Raw genomic sequence first — 24,549 nt, forward strand, 5'->3', positions numbered from 1 at the left:
TGGCCCGGTAGGTAGGGAAACATGCGCCGCCACTGCGCGCTGTTGTGCAAGTGCCGCAGCCAGCGACGTTCGCAGTGATACCCCTGCAACACCTGCGCCACCGCCAGCGTGATCAGCTCAGCATCCGAGAGCAACGGTCGTCGACCACGCCCCCTACGAGCAGGAACCACATGGTCATCAACCAGCACGTACAGTGCTGTCAGGAGGGTGTTCAGTTCTTTCGTCACACATTGATCATGAACACCCTCCTCCCTCCCAGTAACACCGACCTGCCTCACACAACCTTCACGGAATCAACCATCTAGGATCTAGGTCACTCCCTCCTGGTGATGCAGCGTTACACTGACGGTGTATACTCGACGTTGTCAATGGAGCTACCGTGTGAGCTTTGGTCCACGGGGTTAGTCGCGGTTCGAGGAGGTTGCCCTGGATTACGACGAACTGGGTGAGGTCATCCGGAGCCGCCGTTTGGCTCAGAAGCTGAGTCTGGCTCAAGTCGCTGAGCTTGCCGGGGTGTCCACGAGTTTCGTCAGCCAGGTCGAGCGGGGAATTGCGAACCCGACGCTTTCCACGCTGAAGTCGCTCGTCGAGGCGGTGGGGTCGAGCGTCGGTTCGCTGTTGGAGGTCGACGGTCACGTCGGCAACGGCGCCCGGCCGGAGGTCGACGAGAGTGTGGCCGTGCTCCGCGCCGGGCAGCGACGGCGCATCGTCTATCCTGGCTCATCCATTGCCAACGAGCTGTTGTCGCCGAACCTCCAGCGCAAAATGGAAGTGATCTGGGTCGAGGCGGCGCCCGGTGCGAACAGCGGTGGTCATCCGCATCGGCACCAGGGCGAGGAATGCGGCATCGTGATCTCCGGTCAGATGGGCTTCAAGGTCGGCGACACCGACTGCGTGCTCGGCCCGCGTGACGCGATCTACTTCTCCAGCCACCTGCCCCACCAATGGGAGAGCGTCGGCGACGAACCACTCGTGGCGATCTGGATCATCACCCCGCCCACCTTCTGAGCGCCGGGCGGCGTTACCCGATTCGGATCGGAAGTGTCTTGGGGCCGCGGGTGTTTCCCGCCGTCCAGGCGATCTCGGTGCCCGGCGACAGCGTGAACTCGGGAATACGCCGCAACCATTCCCCGAGTGCCACCCGCAGTTCCATCTGGGCCAGGTGCGCGCCCAGGCAGCGGTGGATCCCGGCGCCGAAGGCCAGGTGCCTGTTCCGCTCGCGCCCGAGGACGAACTCGTCGGGCCGGTCGAAGACCTCGGGATCGTGATTCGCCGCCGCCCACGGCAGGATGACACGCTCGCCGGGGCAAACCGCCCTGCCGCCGACAGTGGCCTCCTCGGTGACCACCCGCCCGATCGTGACCGGGGCATACATGCGCAGGAACTCCTCGATCGCGGACGGGATCTGTGTCCGGTCGGCCGCGAGTGTGCGGCGGTCACCCTCGTGCGTCGCCAGGTGCCACAGAATCGCGCCTAGTGCGCTCCAGGTCGTGTCGATGCCGGCGATGAGCATGAGGAATGACATGCCCACGACGCGCTCGTCGGTCAGGCCCGGATCATCGGCCTGCCGATGGAGCAGAAAACTGAGGACCCCGGAATCCGCTTTCACCGCGCGGGCACGCACCAATTCGCTGAAGTAGTCCTGGATAGCGTGTACCGCATCGGCCCGGATCTCGTAGTCATCCGCACCGTCCTTCAGCATGCGGACCGTCCAGTCGTGGAACTGGCCCCTGTCCTCAAACGGCAGTCCAAGCATGTCTGAGATCACCGCGACCGGAATGTCCCTGGCGTACTCATTGGCCGCGTCCACTTCCGTGCGGTCGCCGAAATCGTCGATAAGCGCCGTCGCCGTTCCCTTCGTCGCCGCCTCGTACCTGGCTATGGCCGGTTTGGTGAACAGCGGGACGAGCAGCCGGCGGTCTGCGGCGTGTTCTGGCGGGTCCGAGGTGACCGGAGGCAGCCGGAGTTCGCGGCCCGCTTCGGGAATCGGGCCGGTCACTTCACCTGCGCGGGAGGAGAAGGTCTGCGGGTTCAGCGCCACCGCGGTGACGTCGGCATGCCGCACCGGCAGGTACCCACCGCCGTCCCGCTCGGTCCGGGCCACCGGACACTCGGTGCGCATCCGCGCCCATACCGAGTAGGGATCGGCGAGGTAGACCGGATTGTGGAGATCGAAGTCGTCCGCCCAGCCGGTCGGCAGGACACCCGGTGTCCCGGGCGGAGCGGTCGTTTCGTCGTCCGACGATGATGTGATCACGGCCTCACCTTCGCTACCTGGATCGCTTACACTGAGAGTTCATGCTTGCAAGTGTCCTGATCGACTGTCAAGGATCCGACTCCCTGCCACCGTAGATTCTGCGGATGAAGCGAATTCGCTCTTCGGAGTGCCCGATCGTAGGCTTCTCGCGACCTCGGCGCCGATCAAATGTTGTACTGTGAATGTAAGCGATGATACCGTCATTGGACGATCGCCGGACGGTGGTGGTCGGGGCCGGACGTGCCGGTCTGCTCGTCCCCGGTTGCGGCGGGTGCCCCGGGTGTAGGTGGGGCGGCCGTTGAGAAAGGCGCACGTGGATATGAGCTTGCGTGGACAAGCGCTCGTCGAGTCGCTCGCCCGGCCTGGACGGGTCGCCGTGGTGGGGGCGTCTTCGAATTTGGAGAGCCCGTCGGGCAGGCCAGTCGATTACCTCGTTCGCTACGGTTACGCGGAACCAGTTTATCCGGTGAACCCGCGCAACCGCGAAATCGCCGGGCTGCCCGCGATGGCGAGCCTGGCCGAAGCCGAGCCGGACAGCGTCGACACGGTTCTCGTCGCCGTTCCCGCCCCGGCCGTGGTTGCGGCCCTCGCCGACGCGGAGCGGGCGGGCGCCAGGGTCGCGGTGATCATCGGCGGGGGCTTCGAAGACCGACAGAGCCCGGAGCGGCGTGCACTGGACGAGTTCGCCGCAGGGTCGGCCATGCGCATCATCGGGCCGAACTGTGTAGGCACGGTGGGAACAGAGCATTCCGCGTTCCTGACCTTCTCCTCGGTGCTGCGGACCGAACACCCTGAACGTGGCTCGATCGGCCTCGTGACGCAGAGCGGGGCGCTCGGCAACAGCCTGTTGCAAACACTCATGCGGCGCCATGTCGGGTTGTCGCAGTGGGTGAGCACGGGCGACGAGGTAGATGTCGGAGCGCTGGAAATCGCGACCGGATTGCTGAACCAGGAGGGCACGGACACGGTCGGACTTTTCCTGGAGGGCGTCGGCGACCTGGAGTGGCTACCCCGACTCGAGGAGGTGTTGCGCGACGGTCGCAAACGCCTGTTCGTCTTCAAGGCGGCCAATTCCTCGGCCGGTCGGCTGGCGGCAGCCGGGCACACAGGCAGGGTGGTCGGCTCGGCCGAGGCCTCGCACGCGATCCTGCACGAGGCCGGCGCGCGCGAGGTGCCGACGGTGTCCGCACTGGCCGACGCGCTGCTCGTCGCGGGCACGTGCCATGGTGTGGCCGATGTCAGCCGACCGCGAGTGGCCATCGTCTCCGTCTCCGGCGCGGCCGGTGTCATCGGTTCCGACCGCGTCGCAGCTCACGAGCGGTTGACGATGGCCGAAATCGATGCGCCTGCGGCCACCATGCTGGAAAGCCGTCTTGACGCACGTCTGGCACCGGCGAACCCACTGGACGTGCCGTTCCTGGACGACACGGCGGGATTCGCCGACGCGATCAGCGCCTTCGCCGCCACGGGTGTCGCCGACGTGATCCTGGGCGTCGAGTCCGGCCTCGCGCACGACCGTCAGGAGCTCGTGGCGAAGCTCGCGGCGCGCACCGACAGCGCCTCGCTTGTGCTGACCTCGCTGTCGGAAGACGACCAAATCCCTTCGCATCTCACGGAGATCCTTGCCACCGAAGGCATCGCGTACCTGCCCACGATCGAACGAGCGGTGGATGCCGTGGCCGCCTGCGCCCCGGATCACGGCGCAGCTTCCTTCCAGGCTTCCGGTGAGGCGGACGTCGCGGGGATCGAGTGGGCCGCGGACCGCCTGCCGGACGAGTTCCCCTGGGCGAAGTGGCGTGTCGTCCACACGCTCAACGAGGTCAACGATACCGTGACCGCCTTCGGGCTGCCGTTGGTACTCAAGGCTGCGGGCAGGACGATCACACATCGCACCGAACTCGGCGCGGTGCGCGTGGTTCGCGAAGCCGCCGCAGCGGGAGAGACGTTCGCGGCAGTGCGGACCATCTGCGCGCGCCACGGCGACGTCGTGCTTGCCCAACAGATGGCGCCGGGTGGGTTCGAGCTGATGGTTTCAGCGCTGCGCGACGACGAGTACGGGCCGATCGCCGTGGTCCGCCCCGGCGGCGTGTTGACCGAAGCGATGACGGGCCAGGCGGTGCTCTGGTGTGGCTGGCCGAGCGAGCGGCGCGAACGCGTGCTGCGCGAGTCACTCGTCGGGCGGTTGCTGGACGGGTACCGGGGCGGGCCGCGCTACGACGTGCCCGCCCTGAACGAGCTGATCTCGACGGCGCTGTCCGCCGTCGCGAACAGCATGCGGTTCTTAGAGATCAATCCGGTGATCGTCGGCACCGAAGGGGTGCACGTCGTCGATCTCATTGCACGGGCATAGCAGGGCGCCGACACATCGGCCGGAACGGGAGTGACAAGTGAACGCAGGTACGGGATTGGTATTCGACCTGGCGGGTGACATCGACGCCGCGGGGCTCGCCGCGACCGAGGCACTCGAAGGGACTCCAATACGGGTCGAACAGTGGAACCACGAAGCGAGCTGGGACAGCATACGCCACTACGCACTCGGGCTCGGCGACGACAATCCACTGTTCTGCGACGCCGCCTACGGCGCCGCCACCCCCTACGGCTGTCTGCTAGCACCACCGACATTCCTCTACACCGCCTTCGATGGTGCGGTCGGTGCCGGTATGCCCGGCGTGCAGCCCATCTACGCCGGAACGAGCTGGCGGTTCCACCGCCGGGTGCGTCGTAACGACGGCATCACGGCCTCCGCGCAATTTGGACCGGTACGCCGGGTTTCCGGTGGGACGGCCACGGACATGGTCATCCAAAGTGCACTCTGCCGTTACGAAGACCACGAGGGTCATCTCGTCGCCGAAGCGGACGCCCGCACCTTCCGGGTCCCGCGGCGAAGGACATCCAATGGACTCAGTTACCAGCCGCGTGAGACACACGAATATGCCGACGGGGAACTCGACGCCATTCGTGACGAGGCGGTCACGGAGTTTCGCCGGGGTTCCGGTGACCTCACCGGCGTATCGCCCGGCGACGTGGTGCCCACGGTCGTCAAGGGCCCCATCGGGCGCATCGATATGACCGCGTACTACGCCGGCTGCCCGGGAAGCCCGGGCTACAAGTCCGTAGAGATGGCGTGGAAGTACCGCAAGTGGGCGTTCACCGACACCGAGCGGTTGCCCTCGAACTACGACCCGAGTTACTTCGGGGAGCGGGTTCTGCCCAGTATTGGCCATCAGGATGCCACCGCCGCAAGGGAACTCGGCATGCCGGGGGCCTATAACAACGGCCCTCAGCGCGTCGGCTGGTTCGCGCACTGCCTCACGAACTGGATGGGCGACGGCGCGTTTCTCGCGGCCCTGGACGTGCGATTGCGGCGTCCGGAGATTTTCGGCGATGTCATTCGCATCGGTGGCACGGTGACCGCGGTGGATCGTGCAGGGGAATGCCAACGCGTCCATGTCGCCCTGGAGGCGAAAAACCAGTTCGGTGAGCGGACCGCGGACGGAGTCGCCGAAGTGCTGCTCGACGAGTACGGTCGGCTCAGCAGCGACGGGAAACGCGAGTGAGTCTCGCACCAGTGAGCGGGGATCTGAGCACGTGAGGGCTATTCGATTCCATCGTGGGCGGCAAGGCGTGGCATGTGAGTGTCTCGCCGCCCCGCGGCCCGCGGCCCGCGAGGTGCTGATCCGCGTCGAGGCGGCGGGCATCTGTGGGACGGACGTAAGCATCGCTTACGGATCCGGGATCCGCACTGCTGACCGGGAAGCCGTCACCCTCGGGCATGAGACCGCCGGCGTGATCACCGAGCTGGGCTCCGGGGTCGAAAAGTGGCAGGTGGGCGACCGGGTGGTGGTCTCGCCGATCATCACGTGTGGACACTGCAAGTACTGTGCAGCCGGTGCGAGCGAGAACTGCGAGGCTTCCGTCGTTTTCGGCCTGGGTCGGGATGGTTCTCTGGCCGAGTTCGTTGCCGCGCCGGAAACGGCGCTAGTGCGGCTGCCCGGTCCGTTGTCGGCGCCGGTCGGTGCGATCATCACTGACGCCGTGGCCACCCCGTACCACGCGCTCCTGGAGCGTGCTCGGCTGGTGCCGGGTGAGTCGGTTGCCGTGTTCGGTGTGGGCGGACTCGGGCAACATGCCGTGCAGATCGCCAAGCTCGCCGGTGCCTCGCCGATCATCGCGGTGGACCCGCGCGGTGATCAGCGTGAGCTGGCCCAGCAGCACGGAGCCGACGAAGTGGTGGATACTGGGGAACCCGACGTCGCGGCGGCGGTGCGCCGGGCGAACGGCGGGCGAGGTGTGGATGTCGCCGCTGATTTCGCGGGCAGGGCGGTCAGCACAGAGGCGGCCTTCGCGTCGCTGACCAAGCTCGGCCGCGCCGTGATCGTCGGACTCGGTAGCGAAAGCATCACCTTGCCCCCGTCTGTCACGTTCGCCATGCGCCAGGTCTCGCTGATGGGGTCGGGCGGGTTCAGCAAGAATACGATCGAACGCATCGTCGGCCTTGTCGCGACCGGGCGCCTGACGCTGGACTCCTCGATCTCGCACACGGTTCCGCTGGAAGCCGTCGACGACGCGCTACGCATGCTCCGTGACAAGAGGGAGCCCGTGCGGCGCGTGGTGGCGAAGCCATGACAGGGAGGTGAGTCCGTGACAGTCGTCCAGCGCGGCGGTTCCGGGGAGCCCGAAGCCGGTCGCGCCAGGAGCGTCGGCCGTGATATCCACGAGCTGTATCCGAACCTGTACTTCGCGCCGCTGGATGCCGTGGCCGCATTCTCGGCGGCGGAAATCGCCGACATGGTGCTTCGCGATGGCATGTCGGCGGCCGACGCCGGCCCGAGGCGGGACAGTGGACCGGCATCGGGCCAGTTCGCCGTATCCCCCGATCCGCCGCAGCGCTTCGATCCCGAGCTCTCGATGCGTGAGCCGCTGGAGTTACAGTTGCGGACGGACGGATCGCTGGCGGTGGAGATCGAGTTCGCCGGGCAGGACATACGTGCCGACCCCGGGGCGGGCGAGCCGACTCGGGCGGTGCTCGCCCGGTGGGCGAATGCGCGTGGGTGGCGGCTGCTCGAGGTCGTCAATGACCGTGGGCGTTCCCTGCCCGACGTGTGGAATGCGACCTTCCAACTGCCCGATCCTGCTCGGACGATGGCCGAGGTCGTTGCGTTCGCCCGGCGCGCGATCGCGGTGGCCGAAGCGCACCGTTACGACGGGCAATTCGTGGATCGCCTCCTCGACCTGCTTCACTCAGGCGACGCCGACGGGCTGGTCGGCACGCCGGTCACGGCAGTGTTCCAACCCAGACCGCCACTGTCGGACTCCGGCGACGACTTCCGGTTGGCTCTGGATGTCTGCGCCTTCGGCAATTCCGTGCACGGCGGTCTGGTGGTCTTCGGGCTCTCCGAAAAGCATGGTCGGGTGGCGGCCGTGGAGTCAGCGCCGACGGATGGGTGCCGTTCCGTGGTCGAGCGAGCGCTCGACCGGTTGGTGTACCCACCACTGGAAGGCACTCGGGTCGAGACGGTGCCTTGCGGGACCGGCACGGGGCTGTTGCTCGTCCACGTCCCGCCACAGGCGGCTGTGCTCAAGCCCTTCCTGGTGCGGGGTGCCGTGATCGACGGTCGGTTCCACCAGGAAAGCATAACCTTGGTGGAACGACGGGAGGCCACCGTCTATGTGCAGAGCCCGGCGGCGTTGCACAGCCAAATCGCTGCCGGGCGCGCCCTGCTGGATCGGGATTCCGACACGGACGGGCCACGGTAGGACGCGCGAGGCGCGCTCAGCGCTCCTCAAGCAGTAGCGCGGCCACCGGGCAACTCTGAACCGCTTCCTCGACACGCACCCGATCCGACTCCGCGATGTCCTCCTTAAGCAGGCTGACGACGTTGTCGTCACCGAGGTCGAAGATATCGGGAGCCTGGAACACGCAATTGCCGTAACCCTCACACAGTTCTCGATCGACTCGCAACTTGCTCATAGGTCTCCGCCCGGACGGTCACACGTGGACATGGCAACGGCTAGCGCCTTGTACTGAGTGTACAACACGCTGTCTTTCCGTCGGCGGCAGTGAACGGAAAGAGCAGGGCGTATCGCCTCGTCATTGGGGAATAACCGAGAGCCTGACGAGCCATTGACTCGGTTGGCCGAGTGTGTAGTATCTGAAGTCACGGTGTAAATTGTATCACTGTGATGGGAGGCTTTCCGTGGACGGCGACATCCTTTGGACCCCACCGGCCGATGCCAGGCAGACGACCAAGATGGGGCGCTTCATGTCGAACGTGGCCGAGCGTCACGGTGTGGTTCTCGAAACTTACGAGGACTTCTGGAAGTGGTCGGTCGACAACCTGGAGGACTTCCACGCGCACCTCGTGCACTTTTGTGATGTGCGGTTCACCGAACAGCCAACCGAGGTGCTCACGTCGCGGGTAGTCCCGGACGCGCGGTGGTTCCCGGGTGCGACGCTGAACTTTGCCGAGCACATCATCCGTGCGCTGCCCGAGGGAACCGTGATCACCGGGGTTTCGGAGGTGCGCGACACGATTGTCTGGAGCAACGTCGAGCTGCGCGCGCAGGTGGGCCGTATTCGCCGAGGGCTGGTCGAGTTGGGGGTCACCCGCGGGGACGTGGTGGGCGGCTATCTGCCGCACATCCCGGAGACGATCGCGGCTTTCCTCGCCACCGCGAGCCTGGGAGCCATTTGGGCTGTCTGCCCGCCAGAGTTCGGCGTCAACAGTGTCGTCGACCGACTTGGCCAAGTGGATCCGAAGGTGCTGCTCGCCGTCGACGGGTACCGCTTCGGTGGCAAGGACTTCGACCGCCGCGAGCAGGTCGCCACTATCCGCTCCGCACTGCCCAGCGTGGAGACCCTGGTGTGGCTGCCTTACCTCGGTGACGAGATCCCGCAGGGTGCGCGCTCGTGGCATGATGTGTTCGGTGCGGACGGCGAGGTGGAGTTCGATCCGGTACCGTTCGACCATACGCTGTACGTGCTGTACACCTCCGGTACGACAGCGTTGCCCAAGGCCATTCCGCATTCGCACGGTGGGCCGCTACTGGAGCATCACAAGTGGCTTGGCCTGCAGGCGGATCTGTGCCCTGGCGACACCTTCTTCTGGTTCAGCACGACCGGCTGGATCGTGTGGAACCTGGCTGTCTCGGCCTTGCTGACCGGAGCTGCCACGGTCACCTTCGACGGCAACCCGATCTATCCGGACCTCCGTAGACAGTGGAAGCTGATCGAAGACCTGGGAATCACCCATTTCGGTGCGTCGACGGCATTTCTGATGGGATGCGCGCGGTCCGGGCTGAAACCCAGCGAGGAATTCGATCTGTCCAGCGTGCGCAGCGTGCTGGTCGGCGGCTCACCGTTCCCGGCCTCCGGCTGGGAGTGGTTCTATGCGGCGGTCAAACCCGACGTCATGGTGGGCTGCTCCTGCGGCGGCACCGACGTCGCGGGTACGTTTATTGGTGGCTCCCCGCTGGTGCCGGCCCGCGCGGGGCGTCACGCGTGCGTCTACCTCGGAGTCGACGTGCAGGTATGGGACGAGGGCGGGCAGCAGATCGTGGGCAAACCCGGTGAGCTGGTGGTGACCACACCGTTGCCGTCCATGCCGAAGGCCCTATGGGGCAAAGACGGCGAGTCCCGTTTGTTCGACACCTACTACTCGACCTTTGACGGGGTCTGGGACCAGCACGATTGGGCGATCTTCTATGAGGATGGCTCGTCGAGCGTGGTAGGGCGCTCGGATGCCACGCTCAACCGTTCCGGTGTCCGGTTCGGCCCGCCCGAGTACTACGCGGTGCTGGAATCTCTGCCGGAAGTGCAGGAAGCGCTGGTCGTGCACCTCCAGGACCGCAATGTCGAGGCCGGCGAGATCGTCGCCTTCGTCATGCTGGCACCGGGCTACTCACTCGACAAGGATCTCGAGGCTCAGATCAACGAGCGGCTGGCCTCGTCACTCTCACCCCGGCATGTACCCGATGCACTGCTGCTCGTGGCAGATATCCCGAAAACCCTGACGGGGAAGAAACTGGAGGTCCCCGTCCGCCGTATCCTCGAGGGCGCTTCGGCCGAGGAGGTCACCAGCGCGGGGACACTCGCGAATCCGGATGCGATAGACGAATTCGTGCGTCTCGCCGAACAGCGCCGGGGGCGGGTCCTCACATGAGCGGCGCTGGGCCGGACCGCCACGGTCCGCTCGCAGGCTTTCGCGTCGTGGAGATCGCGTCACTGGGACCCGGTCCGTTCTGCTGCATGATGCTGGCTGACCTCGGAGCCGATGTCATTCGGATCGACCGCGTCACCGAGTCCGACCCCGTCGGGCCCGGAGCCGATCACGCGACGGAACTGCTGAACCGGGGTCGACCGTCCGTCGCAGTGGATCTCAAGCACCCGGACTCCGTGGCCTTGGTACTGGACCTCGTGGCCCGGGCCGACATCCTGGTTGAAGGATTCCGCCCGGGTGTAGCGGAACGACTCGGGATCGGGCCGGACGTGTGCACGAGTCGCAATCCTCGGCTGATCTACGGCCGGACGACCGGATACGGACAGGACGGCCCGGCCGCACATACTGTGGGGCACGACTTGAACTATCTGGCCGCCAACGGTGTGCTGTCCATGATCGGGCGTCAGGACCAGCCGCCGACACCGCCGTTGAACCTCATCGGTGACATCGGTGGCGGAGGGCTCGTCCTCGCCTTCGGCCTGCTAGCGGCCCTGCTGGAACGAGAACGGTCCAACCGCGGACAGGTCGTGGATGCCGCGATGATCGACGGTGCGGCCCTTCTCGCTGCACCATTCTACGCGTGGGCACAGACCGGACAATGGTCCGCGGAACGGGGCACCAACATGATCGATAGCGGCGCGCCCTACTACGACGCCTACGAGACCAATGACGGCCGATGGCTGAGCGTCGCAGCGGTGGAACCCGCGTTCTACGCGACCCTGCTGGAGATTCTCGGCCTGACCGACGAACCGCTGCCCGAACAGGAGGACCGAGCCGGCTGGCCGATCGTGAAGAAACGCTTCGCCGAGGTGATCGGCACCCGCACGCTGAACGAATGGTGCGCCAGAGCCGAGGGAAAGGAAGTGTGCGTGGCTCCGGTCCTCACCCCACACGAGGTGGAGTCGGATCCCCACCTGCGCGCACGCGGGACCTTCACCCGTAACGCGGGAATCGTGCAGCCAGTGCCGGCCCCCCGGTTCGGGCGTACCCCTGCCGCACTGTCGATGCCGCCGCCACGGCCGGGTGAACACACTCGTAGCGCGTTGTTGGCATGGGGTATCGAGGACAGCCGGATACGTTCGTTGTTGGCGTTGGGCGCCCTGGTGTCCCGTGAAGATTCGACGTTGGATGGATAGCGCGATGCGACCCGCGTGAGCGATCGCGCCTTCCATCGGCCGCATCGGTTGATGTGTCCCAGCGCAGAATTGGTGGTCCTGGATGAAAAACCTGCTCAATGGTGTACGGATCCTGGATGTATCGGTATATTCGCCGGTCAGATTCGGCACGACCGTGCTAGCCGACCTTGGCGCTGACGTCATCCAGATCGACAAACCGCCGCGCGCGCAGCGCACAGAGCTCGAGATGCTCGATTCGACCGAGCATCCCCGGTGGCTGTGGCACGGGCGAAACAAACGCAGCATGGTCATCGACCTGAAACGGCCCGACGGGCGGAACGTGTTCTACGATCTGCTCGACACCGCGGACGCGGTCGTGGAGGGCTTCGGCGTCGGCGTGGCGGCCCGCCTGGGGATCGACTACGAGACCCTGCGGCTGCGCAAACCGGACATCGTCTACGCCTCCGTGTCCGGTTACGGGCAAAGCGGGAACTACTCCCGACTCGACGGTCATGAGCAGAATTACCAGGCGATGAGCGGCCTCACCGCGGCCTCCGGCGGCGGGGGCCGCGCCCCGGACATCACTCCACTGCCGATCAGCGACACGGTCGCCAGCCTTTACTCGGTGATAGCTGTGCTCTCGGCCCTTCGCCGTCGTCAGACCACGGGCCAGGGCGCGTATCTCGACATCTCGGTGCAGGACGCGGTGCTGTCTCTATTCGGCTACAACGCCAACTACCTGTGGCGGCAGGGCATCACCGAGCCGCGCACGATTCGCGAGTTCGGTGGCCATCCCGGCGTCGGTGTCTACCGGACCGCGGACGATCGCGCGATCCAGCTCAGCACCGTCGAACCATGGACATGGTCGACGTTCTGCACCGCCGTCGGCGCCGAGGACGTGGCCGCGGACTACACAATCAACGAGGCGCGGGCGGAACAGATCCGGGGTCGGCTCGCCACCATATTCGCCAAACGCACTCGCGACGAGTGGATTGCGTTCAACGCCGAGCTCAATCTGGGCATCTCTCCGGTCCTCGACCTCGCCGAGCTGGTCGACGATCCACACGTCCGTGATCGCGGCATGGTCAACGAGGTACAACACCCTACGTTGGGGTTGATCGAACAACTCGCCACCCCTATCGCCGTCGACGGCAGCGTTCCCAGCTCCGACTGGATTCCCCAACCCGGCGACCACACCGACACACTGCTAACCGAACTGGGCTACCCGAACGAACAGGTCGCGCGGCTGCGCCGTATCGGCGCCGTCAGCGGGCCCGAGCTCAGCGAGAGGAGTCGGACGTGATCGAGGCGCACCGGCAGACCCTCACCAAGATGCTGACCCACCAGGCCGAGCGCACTCCAGAGAGGGTGGCGCTGACAATCGTCGATCAAGACGTCTCCTATGCCGATCTCGTTGCCCGGTCCAACGCGATGGCACGGGGCCTGCGTGCCCTCGGCATCGGTCAGGAGGACGTCGTCGCATCGCTGGCCGCGAACTCCATCGACCAAGTCGCGTTGGAGTTCGCCTGCGCCCGGTTGCGGGCAATCGAGGTCATGCTCAATACCGCCTATCGTGGGCAGTTCTTAACCCACCAGCTCAATGTCAGCGGCGCGCAGCTGATTATCGTCGACGCCCATCTCGTGCCCGCCGTGCTCGACGTGATCCCCGATGTGCCCTCGTTGCAGCATGTCATCGTCCGTGACCACGACATCGGACTACCCAACGCGGGCCCGGTCAACGTCCTCGGTATCGCCGAGCTGCGCTCGCATTCCTCCGACGATCTCACCGACCAACAAGACCCGCTGTGGACCGACCCCGTCTCGATCCAGTTCACGTCAGGCACCACCGGCCCGTCCAAGGGAGCCGTGCTCTCGCAGAACTACCTGTGCACGTTCGCGCGAACCGAGTCGGACATCTGGTACCGGGGGCCGGAGGACACCTTCTACTCGTGCGGACCGCTGTTCCATCTGGCCGCGAAGGGGATCTGTGTGCTCGGCTCGATCTCCCGCGGTGTCCGATGCGTGCAGGATGAGCGATTCAGCGTCTCGCGGTTTTGGGAGCGGGTTCGGACCGAGCGGTGCAACGTGACCTTGATGCTGGGCTCGATGGCGACGTTGTTGTGGACACGCGAGCCGTCGGAAGTCGAGTCCATCGACACCGTGGTGTGCATCCCCGCGCCGCCCGCCACTCTCCAGGAGGAGATGAGCAAGCGATGGAACTGCAGGTTCGAAAGCGACTACGGCCTCAGTGAGGCCGCTCCGCTCACCCGCAGCGGCCCGGACACCCCTCTCCGAGCCGGCTCGGCGGGGAAGATCGTCTCCGAGTACTTCGACGTCCACATCGTCGACGACGACGATCTCGAGGTCCCGGCGGACGTCGTTGGCGAAGTGGTGGTTCGCCCACGCGAGCCGCACGTGATGTTCGACGGCTACTACCACAATCCCGCCGCGACAGTGGAAAAATACCGGAACCTGTGGTTCCACACCGGTGACCTCGGCCGACTCGACGAGGACGGCTACTTCTATTTCGTCGACCGCAAGGACGACTATCTGCGACGGCGAGGTGAGAACATCTCCTCCCACGAGGTAGAAGCCGCGATAGCACGCCACCCCGACATCATCGAGACTGCGGTGGTCGGCGTCGCCAGCGACCTCCTCGAGCAGGAAGTCAAAGCGGCCGTGGTCCTCCAGCCGGGAGCGCAGGTGAATGCCGAACACTTGGTCCGCTTCTGCATCGAGGTCTTACCCTACTTCGCCGTTCCCCGATACGTCCAGTTCCTCGACGACCTGCCCCGCACACCCAGCGGCAAAGTTGAGAAGCACAAGCTGCGCGTTCAGGGCATCGACGAATGCTGGGACCGCGAACGAGCCGGGATTATTCTCAGCGGGAAAAGATCTACCGAATCCGTCACAAGACCCGTCAAGGACAACCAACACCGAAACGATTCACCATGAAAGGGAAAGAAAATACCGGTGGTCGGCAATGCCGCTGCCGTCCGGATTTGCACCACTTGCGCCAACGCGACCGGAACGCCTATCGCGTGCCGGTGCACGTCGTTTGGGAGGTTGAGTGATGGACGTACCGAGCCTGATGCGTCAAGCCGTCGATTTCTATAGCGACCGTCCGGCGATCATGACCGTGGACCGAGCCTTCACGTTCGAAGAGGCGTGGCAGCGTGGGGTGCAGCTCGCGAACTGGCTAATCGAGACCGGCGTGTCCCCCGGCGATCGCGTAGCCAGCGTCGAGGACAACAACATCGGTGCCGCGGACATGATGATCGGCTGCGCCATAGCTGGAGCGGCACGGGTCCCGTTGTATGCGCGGAACTCACGCGAAGCCCATGCGCACATGCTGACCCGGACCGACACCAAGGTAGTGTTCGCCGACCCTGCCTACGGCCCTAGCGTGTCCGGGCTCGAAGACGAAATCCCCAGCCTCCAGCACGTCGTCATCCGCGGCACCGACTACGACTCGTGGCTAGCGTCTCAGTCCGCGAAGGATCCGATGGTGCCCGTAGATCCAGACTCGACGTGTGTCATCCGCCATTCGGCTGGAACCACCGGCCACCCCCACGGGGTTGGTTACTCACACCGCGACTGGCTCGTGACCTGCCGCAATTTCTACTACCGGCTGCCGAACCTGGAACGCGACAGCGTCGTCGGTCATGCCGCGCCGGTCTCCCACGGATCTGGTTATCTGTTTCTCCCGGCCTGGTTGCACGGCTGCACCAACGTGCTCTTCGGAGCGTTCGAACCGCAGAGCGTACTTCAACAGATGGAGTCCTACCGGGTATCGCACATGTTCGCCGCCCCCTCCATAGTCGCCGCGCTCGCTGCAGTTCCTGACGTCGGCCGACGAGACTGGTCGTCGTTGCGCTGTATTCTCGTCGGCGGCGGTCCGATCACCGATGCCACCGCGTACGCCGGCCGTGATGCGTTCGGCGAAGTCCTCTACCAGATCTTCGGACAGACTGAAGCCGCTACCCTGACAGAGATGACACCGGCGGAATGGTTCGGCACGGTGGAGGGGTCAACACCGATGCGGGCCGCAGGTAAAATCCTGCCATTCACGAGGCTGGAGATCCGAGATGCCGAAGGGACAGCACTGCCCATCGGGTCCGAGGGTGAGATCTACGCGCAGGTCGAAGGCCAGTTGCGAGCGTTCTGGAACGAACCGGAACTGACAGCCTCTCGGCTGATCGACGGATGGGTACGCACCGGCGACATCGGTCGTCTCGACGACAACGGCTACCTCTACGTCCTCGACCGAGCCGAGGACCTCATCGTGTCCGGCGGTTTCAACATCTGGCCCGCCGAGCTGGAGACCGCCATCGCAGACCAGCCCGAGATCCTCGATGTCGCGGTATTCGGGGTTCCACACGAGAAATGGGGCGAAACACCACTCGCACTGTGCAGCGTCGAACCCGACGCCAAGGTCACTGCCGAAGACATCGTCGCACTGGTCGCCCAGCGACTGGGGTCGTACAAAAAACCCGCCGTCGTCGAGTTCACGACCGAGCCACTCCCGAAAAGCCCCACCGGAAAACTGCAACGCAAGGTGCTGCGCGAGCCTTACTGGGCCGACCGCGAAGCCCGGGTCGGAGGCGCATGATCAACCATGTTGATTTTCTTCATACAATTTAGTTATTTGCTCGTAACGACTGCGATAAAGGAGCTGAAGTGACCAATAGAACTTACGGTATAGAATCGAGTTTGCACAATAATAAATTGTTTCTCGGGGGACGGTGGGCACTTCCGGTTACCGATAATATGGTGGAGGTCGTGTCGCCTGCAACGGGAGAAATTATCCACCGATTACCTGAGGTAACGGTGGATGACGCCAGGAAAGCTGTTGATTCCGCTAGTGCGGCCTTTAATGACTGGAGTGGTGCTACTTCGGAGACGCGTATCGATGTGGTCGACCGGTTTTTCGCGGCATTCCAGAAGAGGTTACATTCTATTCAACGGATCTGGGCTGTCGAAACAGGCATGCCGGTTCAGCTAGGTGAGGCATTCAATACCAATACCGCCCTTATTTGGGAAGATATTATAAAGATCGCGAGGTCGGTATCTTTTACCGAAACGCGAGACACCCCATGTGGGCGTGTCATCATCCGGCACGAGGGAATTGGTCCCACTGCGGCTATTATGACGTACAATGGTCCTCAGATCGAACTGGCAATGGCGGTAATTCCAGGGTTGATCGCCGGTAATACATTTGTAGTGAAGCTGCCACCTGAGAATCAGATGCTGAGCTATTTGCTCGCCGAAGCGGCGGAAGAGGCTGGGTTCCCAGAAGGAGTCATTAGCATATTCGCGGCTGGGACCGAAGTGAGCAAGTTTCTAGTTTCGCACCCTAACATCGACGCAGTACACTTTACCGGTGGTACTGAGGTCGGTACTGAAGTAATTAAATCTTGCGCGGGTAGAATGGCTCGCACGACTTTGGAACTCGGCGGAAAATCTGCGGCGATTGTCGCAGACGATGTAGACCTCGAAACGATTATTCCGCAGCTAATCGGTGGTATGACTACGTTTTGCGGACAAATCTGCGTGGCGATGACGCGTATTCTACTGCCACGGTCACGCCACGACGAGATAGTTGAACGGCTCGTAGAAGGATTCCGGTCAATAATCGTGGGGGATCCGCTGGATAGCAAGACACAGTACGGGCCATTAGCTACCGAGCGCGTTCGTGATCGTGCGGAAAAGTATATAGAAGAGGCGGTTACTGCCGGTGCTCAAGTGGCATTTGGTGGGAAACGGCCAGAGAGATTCGATCGTGGTTGGTACCTCGAACCGACCTTGTTGACAAATATAGACAACGCTATGGAAGTCGCGCAAAATGAGATCTTTGGCCCGGTGTTTAGCGTTATATCGTACGACGATATCGACGATGCCATTCGAATCGCAAATGATTCGAAGTACGGCCTTTGTGGTTCGGTCTTCACCAAGGATATGTCACTCGCACATAAGGTGGCTGAACAGGTGCGGTCCGGAACGTTTGTCATCAACGCAACATTCCCTTGTCTGACAGCGCCCTTCGGTGGTATGAAGTACTCTGGATATGGTAGAGAAAGTTCTAGGGAATCTCTTTTTGAGCTCACAGATACGAAGTCGATTCTACTTCCGGAATGATTTTTATATTGAAGATCGATTGAATCTAGCTGCAGATCGGCAGTGTGCAGGATATTAGAATGATTTTGTGGAGCACAGTGTGATTCGCTTCAGGCTAATATTATAAATTCGTATCATTCGAATTATCAATTTAATCCGATTGTTACTAGATTATAAAAGAGGAGTAGCCATGCCGGTCAAGAGTCGTGCTGCGGTGTTGCAGAACGCACCTGGAAAGTGGCAGATTGAAGAAGTTGAAGTCGCAGATCCTGGGCCCATGGAAGTTCAGGTCAAGTTGGCCGCAGCTGGCCTGTGTCACTCCGATGACCATATCACCACGGGAGATCTTCCGCTCGCACACTATCCTGTCGTCGGTGGCCACGAGGGAGCCGGAATTGTGACAGCGGTTGGGCAGGGCGTTGTCGATTACAAAGTCGGCGACCATGTAACTTTACTTTGTGTCGCAGGCTGCGGCCGATGCAAATGGTGCGCGATGGGTCAACAAAATTTGTGTGACCTCAACGCTGCGTTGCTGAGTGGTGGTGCACCCGAGGACCCGTCGGTATTCCGTGTGCGCATGGGCCGTGACGAGGTCGGCCAGTTCGTTGCCCTAGGGAGCTTTGCCGAGTACACCACAGTTTCACTCGCATGTGTTATGAAGGTTCCTGAGGATATTCCTTTAGAGATAGCCTCCCTCATTAGCTGCGGTGTAACGACCGGTTGGGGCGCGGCGGTCAACTCGGTGCGCGTCGAGCCGGGCCAGACTGTCATCATCCTCGGTGTTGGTGGTGTAGGAATCAATGCGGTTCAAGGCGCCAAGCACGCGGGTGCTTCGACAATCATCGCCGTCGATCCAGTGGAGTTCAAGCGTGATAGTGCGCTGAAATTCGGGGCGACGCATGCAGTTCCTACGGTTAAAGAGGCAGGCGATATAGCGCGAAAAAGTACAAACGGGCAGGGGGCCGATGGCGCGGTCATCACCATCGGTGTCGTAAAGGCAGAGCATGTAAGCGAAGCTTTTTCGATGATCCGTAAGGGCGGTGCAGTTGCTGTCACCGGTCTCGGTCAATTTACGGACACAACGCCTATAGCCATATCTCTTGCCGAATTGACATTTTATCAGAAACGTGTAGTAGGGTCATTGTATAGTAACCAGTCGCCACGCTACACCGTGTCACGGTTAATTGATCTGTACCGTTCAGGCGACCTTAAACTCGAGGAACTGATCACCACACGTTATCGGCTCGATCAAATAAATCAGGGGTATGCTGATATGCATGCAGGCAAGAACATTCGTGGAGTAATAACATTCGACTGAGCTCTGCTTGTCGTTTAACCCGTGGTAGAGCGATGTGCGGTGATCGATGCGGGCCGTTTGGGGATCTTGCCGACGTCGTGGCGGGTGGCGTGATGGCGATTGTGGGTGCCGGGTGGGCGTCCGGGCCCGGGCCGGCTGGGTTTCGGTGCGCGGGCGGGGATCGGGGTCTTACCGCGGATGTTGCGAAACCCGCGGCAGACACGGGCTGGGGTGAGCTTGCCAGGCTCGGTGACGGGTTTCTCCCACGGTCGGCGCAGATCGCTGGCGGCTGGGCAGGCGAGGCGCAGTTGGGCGTGGGCGGCGATGATCAGCGAGGTCCAGCGGTCGGCGGACTCGGGGTCACGCAGCTTCGGGCAGCTCGCGCCGAGGGTTTGTTTGAGTAGGCGGAAGGTGTGTTCCAGGTCGAAACAGCGCAGGAACGCCTGCCAGGCCCGGTTGACCTGCTCGGCGGGCAGGTCAACCGCGGAGGTCCAGAGCCAGACCGGTTTCGGGTGCCGGTCGCCGGGCAGGTACTCCACCGTCAGCCGGATCAGGGTGCCGGCGATCACCGGCAACTCGCCGTCGTGGTCGATCCAGACAGAGCGATGCGTCAGGCGCGGATGCATGCGATTCCAGGCGGTCGCTGCCGCGGTGCCGTACCGCTCGGTGCGCGTGTGCGTGGTCACGCTCGGCGTGTGCCACGTTTCCGGGTCGGTGAACCGGAACAGCCCGCCGTGCTTGGCCGGGCGTCCCCCGCGCGGCGAGCGCGGCCGGGCCGGCACGGGCCGACAGAACACCCGATCCGAACGCAGCCGCGCGAACGCCTCTACCGGCAGGTCGGACAGCGCGTGGGCCAGCCGGGCGGGATCGTAGCCGGCATCGGCCACGATCAGGATGTTCGCATCCCCGTCGCGCCACTGTCCGGCCTCGATCAAACCGGTGACGACCTCGCGCAACTGGGCGGCAGTAACGGTGGCGGTATCGCAGGCAGGACCCAAGCGCACCGCATCTAGCAGCGCGGTCCAGCTCGACCGTCCCGGGTCCAGTGCCGCGATGACCGAGTACGGCCAACCCGGGATCATCTGCGCCTGCCCTTGACCCCGGCCGTAGGTATGGCAGAACAGCCGATCCGAGCTGGTGGCAGCGTCCGGGCGCAACCGGTTACTCACGTCGACCGCCAGCATCAACCTGCCATCGGCTGCCCGCGGCAACCGCTGCCCGGCCAGCAGGCCACGAAACCGCGCCATGTCAACACCGCCGGCGCCCAGAGCGGAATACAACGCCCCGTGCCCGCGGCGATGCTCCGGCGCCAGCGACAGGTCCACCAGTGTCTTGACCGGCCCCTCGGTGCACAACACAGCATCAGTCAGCTCGAAGAGCGCATCCGCCCGCGCCGTCAACGTGGCGTAGAAGCCCTGACAGAACCACGCCTGAACCGTCCTGGAGTGGATGGAGCGGGACTGTCGGGACCTTTGTGGGCGGCCCGGTGATCGCCTACTAGTTACTGTATGTTGATGCGTCTCCGTAGTGGAGCGACAGCGTGTTCAACACTTGCTTCCAGCTTACCGTTTTTCCGGTGATGTTGGTGCGGTTTTTGAGGGGTGTTTTGATCACGAGATAGAGAACTTTCAGCGCGGCTTGCTCGGTGGGGAAATGACCGCGCCGACGAGTCGCCTGGCGGAACCGTGCGTTTAGGCTTTCGATCTGGTTGGTGGTGTACACGAGTTTGCGAATATCGGGCGGGAACGCCAGGAACGGGATGAAGTTCTCCCAATTGTCGCGCCACATTCGAATCATCGCCGGATACCGGTTTTCCCATTCCGTGGCGAACTCGTCGAACAGTGCCCCTGCGGCGTCGAGAGTGGGCGCGGTGTAGATCTCCTTCAACGATTTCGTGATCTGGGACCAGTACCGTTTCGAAGCATAGCGAAGACTGGCCCGCACGAGGTGCACGACACACAATTGAACATCCGCGGCCGGCCAGAGTGAGTTCAGCGCTTCGGGTAGGCCTTTCAATCCATCGCAGGCGATCAGGCAGATGTCTTCGACACCTCGGCTTTTTAGGTCGGAGAGGTGGTTGATCCACTCCTTGGCGCCTTCGCCGCCGGTGCCGACCCACATGCCCAGAACATCTCGCTCACCAGCAGTATCGACACCCACCGCGACGTAAATGACTCTGCTGGCGAATTCAGGGGATTTGGAGTGCGGAGAAGTGGGATGTTCGGGTTGGGCCGAGGGGTGTTCCGGTGAGCCATGCGTCGATACGGATGAGGTTGACGGCTGTGGCGGTCAGTACGTTTTGCAGGTGGGTTTTTGCCAGTCCGCGGTATCGGGATTGGCGTAGTCCGCAGCGGCGGGCGGTCTGGGCGATAGTGCTTTCGATGCCAGCCCTGAGCTTATAGCGTTCTTTCCATTGTGGACTCTCTTGGTTATGGCGGGCCTGGTAGAGAGCTTCGAGGTTCTCGCGGGTGTGGAAACTCATTCCTCGTGGGGCTTTTGGCGATCGGGTGCAGTGGGAGCGGACAGGGCACGGGGTGCAGTCGCGTGCGGAGAACGCGGTCTCGATGAAGGGAACACCGTTTCGGGTGGTTTCGTGCCAGCGGGTGCTGACGGCCCCTCGCGGGCAGGTCACGTGCTGGTTGTCCCAGTCGATAGTGAAATTCGGGGTGTCGAATCCGGCGTTGTCTTTGGCTTGCTGGGTGGTCGGCAAACTCACCGGGCCGAGCAGCTCGATACCGTGGTCCCGGCGTGAACTGACCAGCAGACCGGCGCTGGTATAGCCGGTGTCGACCAAGTGTGTCTCGGGCAGCAGGTCCTGTTCGGCGAGGTCGTCCTGGACGACGCTGGTGAGTTCGACGTCGGTCGTGGTGGCCGGGACAGTGGCTACATGGGTCAGCACGTGCGGCGCATCCGGTTCACAGGTCTCGGTCAAATGGGCTTTGTAACCAACCCAGCCCGTGTTGCGTTTGACCGTGTACCGAGCCTGAATATCGAACGGGGAACGGATCAAATCCCGAGCCGGCGGCAACTCCTTGTTCGCCCGCCAGCGCACCTGCCCATCCTGGTATTCGTAATGCTGATCCCAGACCGCGCGCAGCACCCGCACGGCCGGGATGTCTTGTAGCCACCCGGGCGCATCATGGTCGTCTGCAGCGGCCAACAACGCAAACCCGTCCGTGCCCACAGTGACGGCGTGCTTGATGCGTGCTGCCTCGCCGTTGGGGAGCCGGTACGCGTCCGCGCGGCGCTCGTAACGCTCATACCAGACCGTCGGTGCCATAAGGCGTAACCAGTCCGGTGCGCAGACGGCCAAAGCCTCCAACGCCGCGCGGAGAATCTCGCCGACCAACTCGAAACGGTTGAGATTGCGCACTGCCGCCAGCACATGCGTAGAGTCGGTGCGCGCCCGGCCACCGGCCTTGACCAGCCCCACCGTCGACAACCGCTCCACCACGATCCGCAGGATCCGGGCGGTGTCATCACCGCCGACCAGACGGTCACGGAACTCGCTGAGCACCGACGCGTCGAAACCCGTATCGGTCAACTCCAAACCCAGCAAATACTTCCAGTCGATCCGCGCCCGCAACGCCTCCACAGCCTGGCGATCCGACAACCCCTCCACGAACTGCAACACCGACACCAGCGCCAACCGCCATGGCGACAAAGCTGGTTTGCCCCGGATCGCGAACAAGTCCGTGAACTGCTCATCCCGGAACAACGAACCCAACTCGTCACGGACCCGCATCGCCAGACACCCCTTCGGGAACGCAGCCCAGGCCACCCGCTCCGTCTCAACCGGAACTTGTATAAAACCATTGGGGCGCAACGACATCGGTGACCTCCTCACTTGGATCAAACCAACATACGAGACGACCACCCCGACCCCGAGCACAACACGCCACGAATTCGCCAGCAGAGTCATACACAGGCCGGTTCGCGACGCTGCCTTGTCGGACCTTGACGTGGATAGCATCGATGAGCACTACCGGATATACGCGATCAAGCGGACGCGCTTGCCACGACTGCAGATCATCCAAGACCTTGTCGGTGATCTTGGAGATCATCTCCCGTGAGACCTGCGCCCCATAGATCTCCGCGAGATGCGCCTGAATCTCTCCGGTGGTCAATCCCTTGGCGTACAACGAGATCACCATCTCGTCGAACCCCTCGATGCGGCGCGCATACTTGGGCACCACCTGCGGCTCGAAACTACCCTCCCGATCACGGGGCACATCCACACGCACCTGGCCGACATCGGTACGCACCGTCTTCGACGAGGTCCCATTCCGCTCGTTCGAGCTGGTCTTGGCCTGCTGCGCGCCCTTCTCGTAGCCGAGATGCTCATCAAGCTCGGTGTTAAGCGCCGATTCCAACACCGTCTTGGTCACCCGCCGCAGCAACCCATCCGGGCCGGTCAACGACACACCCTCGGTTCGCGCCTGATCAATCAACTCCCGGGCCATCCGCGCATCCACACCAGCACGCTGACCACCCGAAACACCAGAAACGTCGTGTTTATCCTGATCTGCCACTTCTCGATCCTTCCCGGCCGGGAACACTCGCCCCAGCCTGTCCGGACCACCAGGCCACCCACAAGATCATGCACAGTCCCACGAAATGAGCGTGGCCCGTTTCATCGCCGACCAGAGGACCGATCACCGGGTGCCACACACGATCACCTGTGTCCTGTTCGGCGTCAGTTTGTCGTGGTTCTACAAATGGATCAGCCGTGCGCCCACGGCCCGGCAACAACGCCGAGAAGCGCTGGATGCCGTCGTGCGCCAGCGGTTCGAGTTCTCCGGTGGCACATATGGCTCCCCGCGTATTTATGCCGATTTGCTTGAGGCTGGGTGGCGGGTCAGCGTGAACACGGTCGCTGACTCGATGCGTCGACAGGAGCTGATCGCGCGGAAAGTCAAGCGGTACAAGGGTTTAACTCGTCAGGACAAGTCCATGCCGAAGGTTGCGGATTTGGTGCGCCGGGACTTCACCGCATCGGGGCCGAACCAGAAATGGTGCGGTGACATGACCCAGATCCCCACCAGTGAAGGGCCGCTGTATATGGCCACGGTCATCGACCTGTACTCGCGGCGACTGCTGGCCTGCCCGGTCTCGGAACACCCGGACGCGGCCCTGGCCGCGGATGCGATCAAGATCGCCGCCACTGTCCGTGGCGGCCGCGAACAAATCGAGGGCGTGATCTTCCATAGCGATCGCGGCTCGACCTACACGGCTGGCCTGTTCGCCAAGCTGTGCCAGGAAAAGCTCGGCATCCGACAGTCGATGGGAAGGGTCGGATCCTGCTTCGATAACGCCGCGGCCGAATCGTTCTTCGCCACCCTCGAACATGAGGTCCTGTCCCGAAACCGCTTCGCGACCAAACGCCACGCCCGAGCGACCGTGACGAGGTGGTGCCGCGACTTCTACAACAACCAGCGCCGGCACAGCAGCACCGGATTGCTGGCCCCAACCGAGTACGAGAAAAACACCGCTGACCAACCGGCAGCGACCTAGAAACCCTCCACGATTTGAGGGGAAGTCCAA

At 63.3% G+C, this 24,549-nt stretch carries 17 protein-coding genes and 3 pseudogenes; 13 read left to right on the forward strand and 7 right to left on the reverse strand.

The window, feature by feature from the left end; translation table 11 throughout:
* Positions 1–227 (reverse strand): annotated as a pseudogene (locus A37U_RS0132375) (IS982 family transposase); the annotation flags it as partial.
* 214 nt (positions 228–441) lie between these two features.
* On the opposite strand from A37U_RS0132375, the gene A37U_RS0132380 reads away from it, so the two are divergent.
* Positions 442–1,008 (forward strand): helix-turn-helix domain-containing protein, encoded by a 567-nt coding sequence (locus A37U_RS0132380; RefSeq protein ID WP_276143193.1) that lies wholly within the window; start codon positions 442–444, stop codon positions 1,006–1,008.
* A 13-nt stretch (positions 1,009–1,021) separates the two neighbouring features.
* Here A37U_RS0132380 and A37U_RS0132385 read toward each other — a convergent pair whose 3' ends face one another.
* Complete coding sequence (locus tag A37U_RS0132385; RefSeq protein ID WP_020500831.1) at positions 1,022–2,257, reverse strand: cytochrome P450; 1,236 nt, start codon at positions 2,255–2,257, stop codon at positions 1,022–1,024.
* Positions 2,258–2,576: 319 nt separating this feature from the next.
* Here A37U_RS0132385 and A37U_RS0132390 point away from each other — a divergent pair, with 319 nt between their 5' ends.
* The 4 genes from A37U_RS0132390 (at position 2,577) to A37U_RS0132405 (ending at position 8,014) form a co-directional block, all read left to right on the forward strand.
* On the forward strand, positions 2,577–4,607 hold the full coding sequence (locus A37U_RS0132390; RefSeq protein ID WP_083934107.1) for an acetate--CoA ligase family protein: 2,031 nt from the start codon (positions 2,577–2,579) through the stop codon (positions 4,605–4,607).
* A gap of 37 nt (positions 4,608–4,644) precedes the next feature.
* Positions 4,645–5,814 (forward strand): FAS1-like dehydratase domain-containing protein, encoded by a 1,170-nt coding sequence (locus tag A37U_RS0132395; RefSeq protein WP_083934109.1) that lies wholly within the window; start codon positions 4,645–4,647, stop codon positions 5,812–5,814.
* Between the two features lie 112 nt (positions 5,815–5,926).
* Complete coding sequence (locus A37U_RS46470; protein ID WP_169526971.1) at positions 5,927–6,883, forward strand: zinc-binding dehydrogenase; 957 nt, start codon at positions 5,927–5,929, stop codon at positions 6,881–6,883.
* Positions 6,884–6,898: 15 nt separating this feature from the next.
* Positions 6,899–8,014, forward strand: a complete 1,116-nt coding sequence (locus tag A37U_RS0132405; protein WP_020500835.1) for a hypothetical protein — start codon at positions 6,899–6,901, stop codon at positions 8,012–8,014.
* Positions 8,015–8,030: 16 nt separating this feature from the next.
* On the opposite strand, the gene A37U_RS0132410 is transcribed toward A37U_RS0132405, so the two are convergent.
* The gene (locus A37U_RS0132410; RefSeq protein WP_026197832.1) at positions 8,031–8,228 is read right to left on the reverse strand and encodes a ferredoxin; all 198 of its coding nucleotides are present in this window, start codon (positions 8,226–8,228) and stop codon (positions 8,031–8,033) included.
* Between the two features lie 226 nt (positions 8,229–8,454).
* Between A37U_RS0132410 and A37U_RS0132415 the strand changes: the two genes are divergently transcribed.
* The 7 genes from A37U_RS0132415 (at position 8,455) to A37U_RS50435 (ending at position 19,026) form a co-directional block, all read left to right on the forward strand.
* Positions 8,455–10,419, forward strand: coding sequence for an acetoacetate--CoA ligase (locus A37U_RS0132415; protein ID WP_020500837.1), 1,965 nt, complete (start codon positions 8,455–8,457; stop codon positions 10,417–10,419).
* Complete coding sequence (locus tag A37U_RS0132420) at positions 10,416–11,612, forward strand: CaiB/BaiF CoA transferase family protein (protein WP_026197834.1); 1,197 nt, start codon at positions 10,416–10,418, stop codon at positions 11,610–11,612. The genes A37U_RS0132415 and A37U_RS0132420 overlap by 4 nt, the downstream gene beginning before the upstream one ends.
* An 82-nt stretch (positions 11,613–11,694) precedes the next feature.
* The gene (locus tag A37U_RS0132425) at positions 11,695–12,894 is read left to right on the forward strand and encodes a CaiB/BaiF CoA transferase family protein (RefSeq protein ID WP_020500839.1); all 1,200 of its coding nucleotides are present in this window, start codon (positions 11,695–11,697) and stop codon (positions 12,892–12,894) included.
* Positions 12,891–14,546, forward strand: a complete 1,656-nt coding sequence (locus A37U_RS46475; protein WP_020500840.1) for an AMP-binding protein — start codon at positions 12,891–12,893, stop codon at positions 14,544–14,546. The genes A37U_RS0132425 and A37U_RS46475 overlap by 4 nt, the downstream gene beginning before the upstream one ends.
* 118 nt (positions 14,547–14,664) lie before the next feature.
* Entirely contained in the window at positions 14,665–16,203 is a 1,539-nt protein-coding gene (locus A37U_RS0132435) for a class I adenylate-forming enzyme family protein (protein ID WP_020500841.1), read from the forward strand.
* Between the two features lie 68 nt (positions 16,204–16,271).
* Positions 16,272–17,729, forward strand: a complete 1,458-nt coding sequence (locus A37U_RS50430) for an aldehyde dehydrogenase (RefSeq protein WP_240437745.1) — start codon at positions 16,272–16,274, stop codon at positions 17,727–17,729.
* 169 nt (positions 17,730–17,898) lie between these two features.
* The gene (locus A37U_RS50435) at positions 17,899–19,026 is read left to right on the forward strand and encodes an NDMA-dependent alcohol dehydrogenase (protein WP_083934115.1); all 1,128 of its coding nucleotides are present in this window, start codon (positions 17,899–17,901) and stop codon (positions 19,024–19,026) included.
* A gap of 14 nt (positions 19,027–19,040) precedes the next feature.
* Here A37U_RS50435 and A37U_RS0132455 read toward each other — a convergent pair whose 3' ends face one another.
* From A37U_RS0132455 to A37U_RS46480, 4 genes and pseudogenes are all read right to left on the reverse strand, one after another.
* The gene (locus A37U_RS0132455; RefSeq protein ID WP_026197835.1) at positions 19,041–20,456 is read right to left on the reverse strand and encodes an NF041680 family putative transposase; all 1,416 of its coding nucleotides are present in this window, start codon (positions 20,454–20,456) and stop codon (positions 19,041–19,043) included.
* A gap of 46 nt (positions 20,457–20,502) precedes the next feature.
* A pseudogene (locus A37U_RS0132460) lies at positions 20,503–21,189 on the reverse strand (IS256 family transposase); the annotation flags it as partial.
* Between the two features lie 4 nt (positions 21,190–21,193).
* On the reverse strand, positions 21,194–22,837 hold the full coding sequence (locus tag A37U_RS0132465; RefSeq protein WP_051111793.1) for an IS1182 family transposase: 1,644 nt from the start codon (positions 22,835–22,837) through the stop codon (positions 21,194–21,196).
* A 76-nt stretch (positions 22,838–22,913) separates the two neighbouring features.
* Positions 22,914–23,468 (reverse strand): annotated as a pseudogene (locus tag A37U_RS46480) (IS256 family transposase); the annotation flags it as partial.
* A gap of 154 nt (positions 23,469–23,622) precedes the next feature.
* Between A37U_RS46480 and A37U_RS0132475 the strand changes: the two are divergent.
* Positions 23,623–24,519: an IS3 family transposase gene (locus A37U_RS0132475; RefSeq protein WP_020499272.1), complete on the forward strand. Its 897-nt coding sequence runs from the start codon at positions 23,623–23,625 to the stop codon at positions 24,517–24,519.
* Positions 24,520–24,549 lie beyond the last annotated feature (30 nt).

This window comes from Sciscionella marina DSM 45152, assembly GCF_000379465.1.
Lineage (GTDB): Bacteria > Actinomycetota > Actinomycetes > Mycobacteriales > Pseudonocardiaceae > Sciscionella > Sciscionella marina.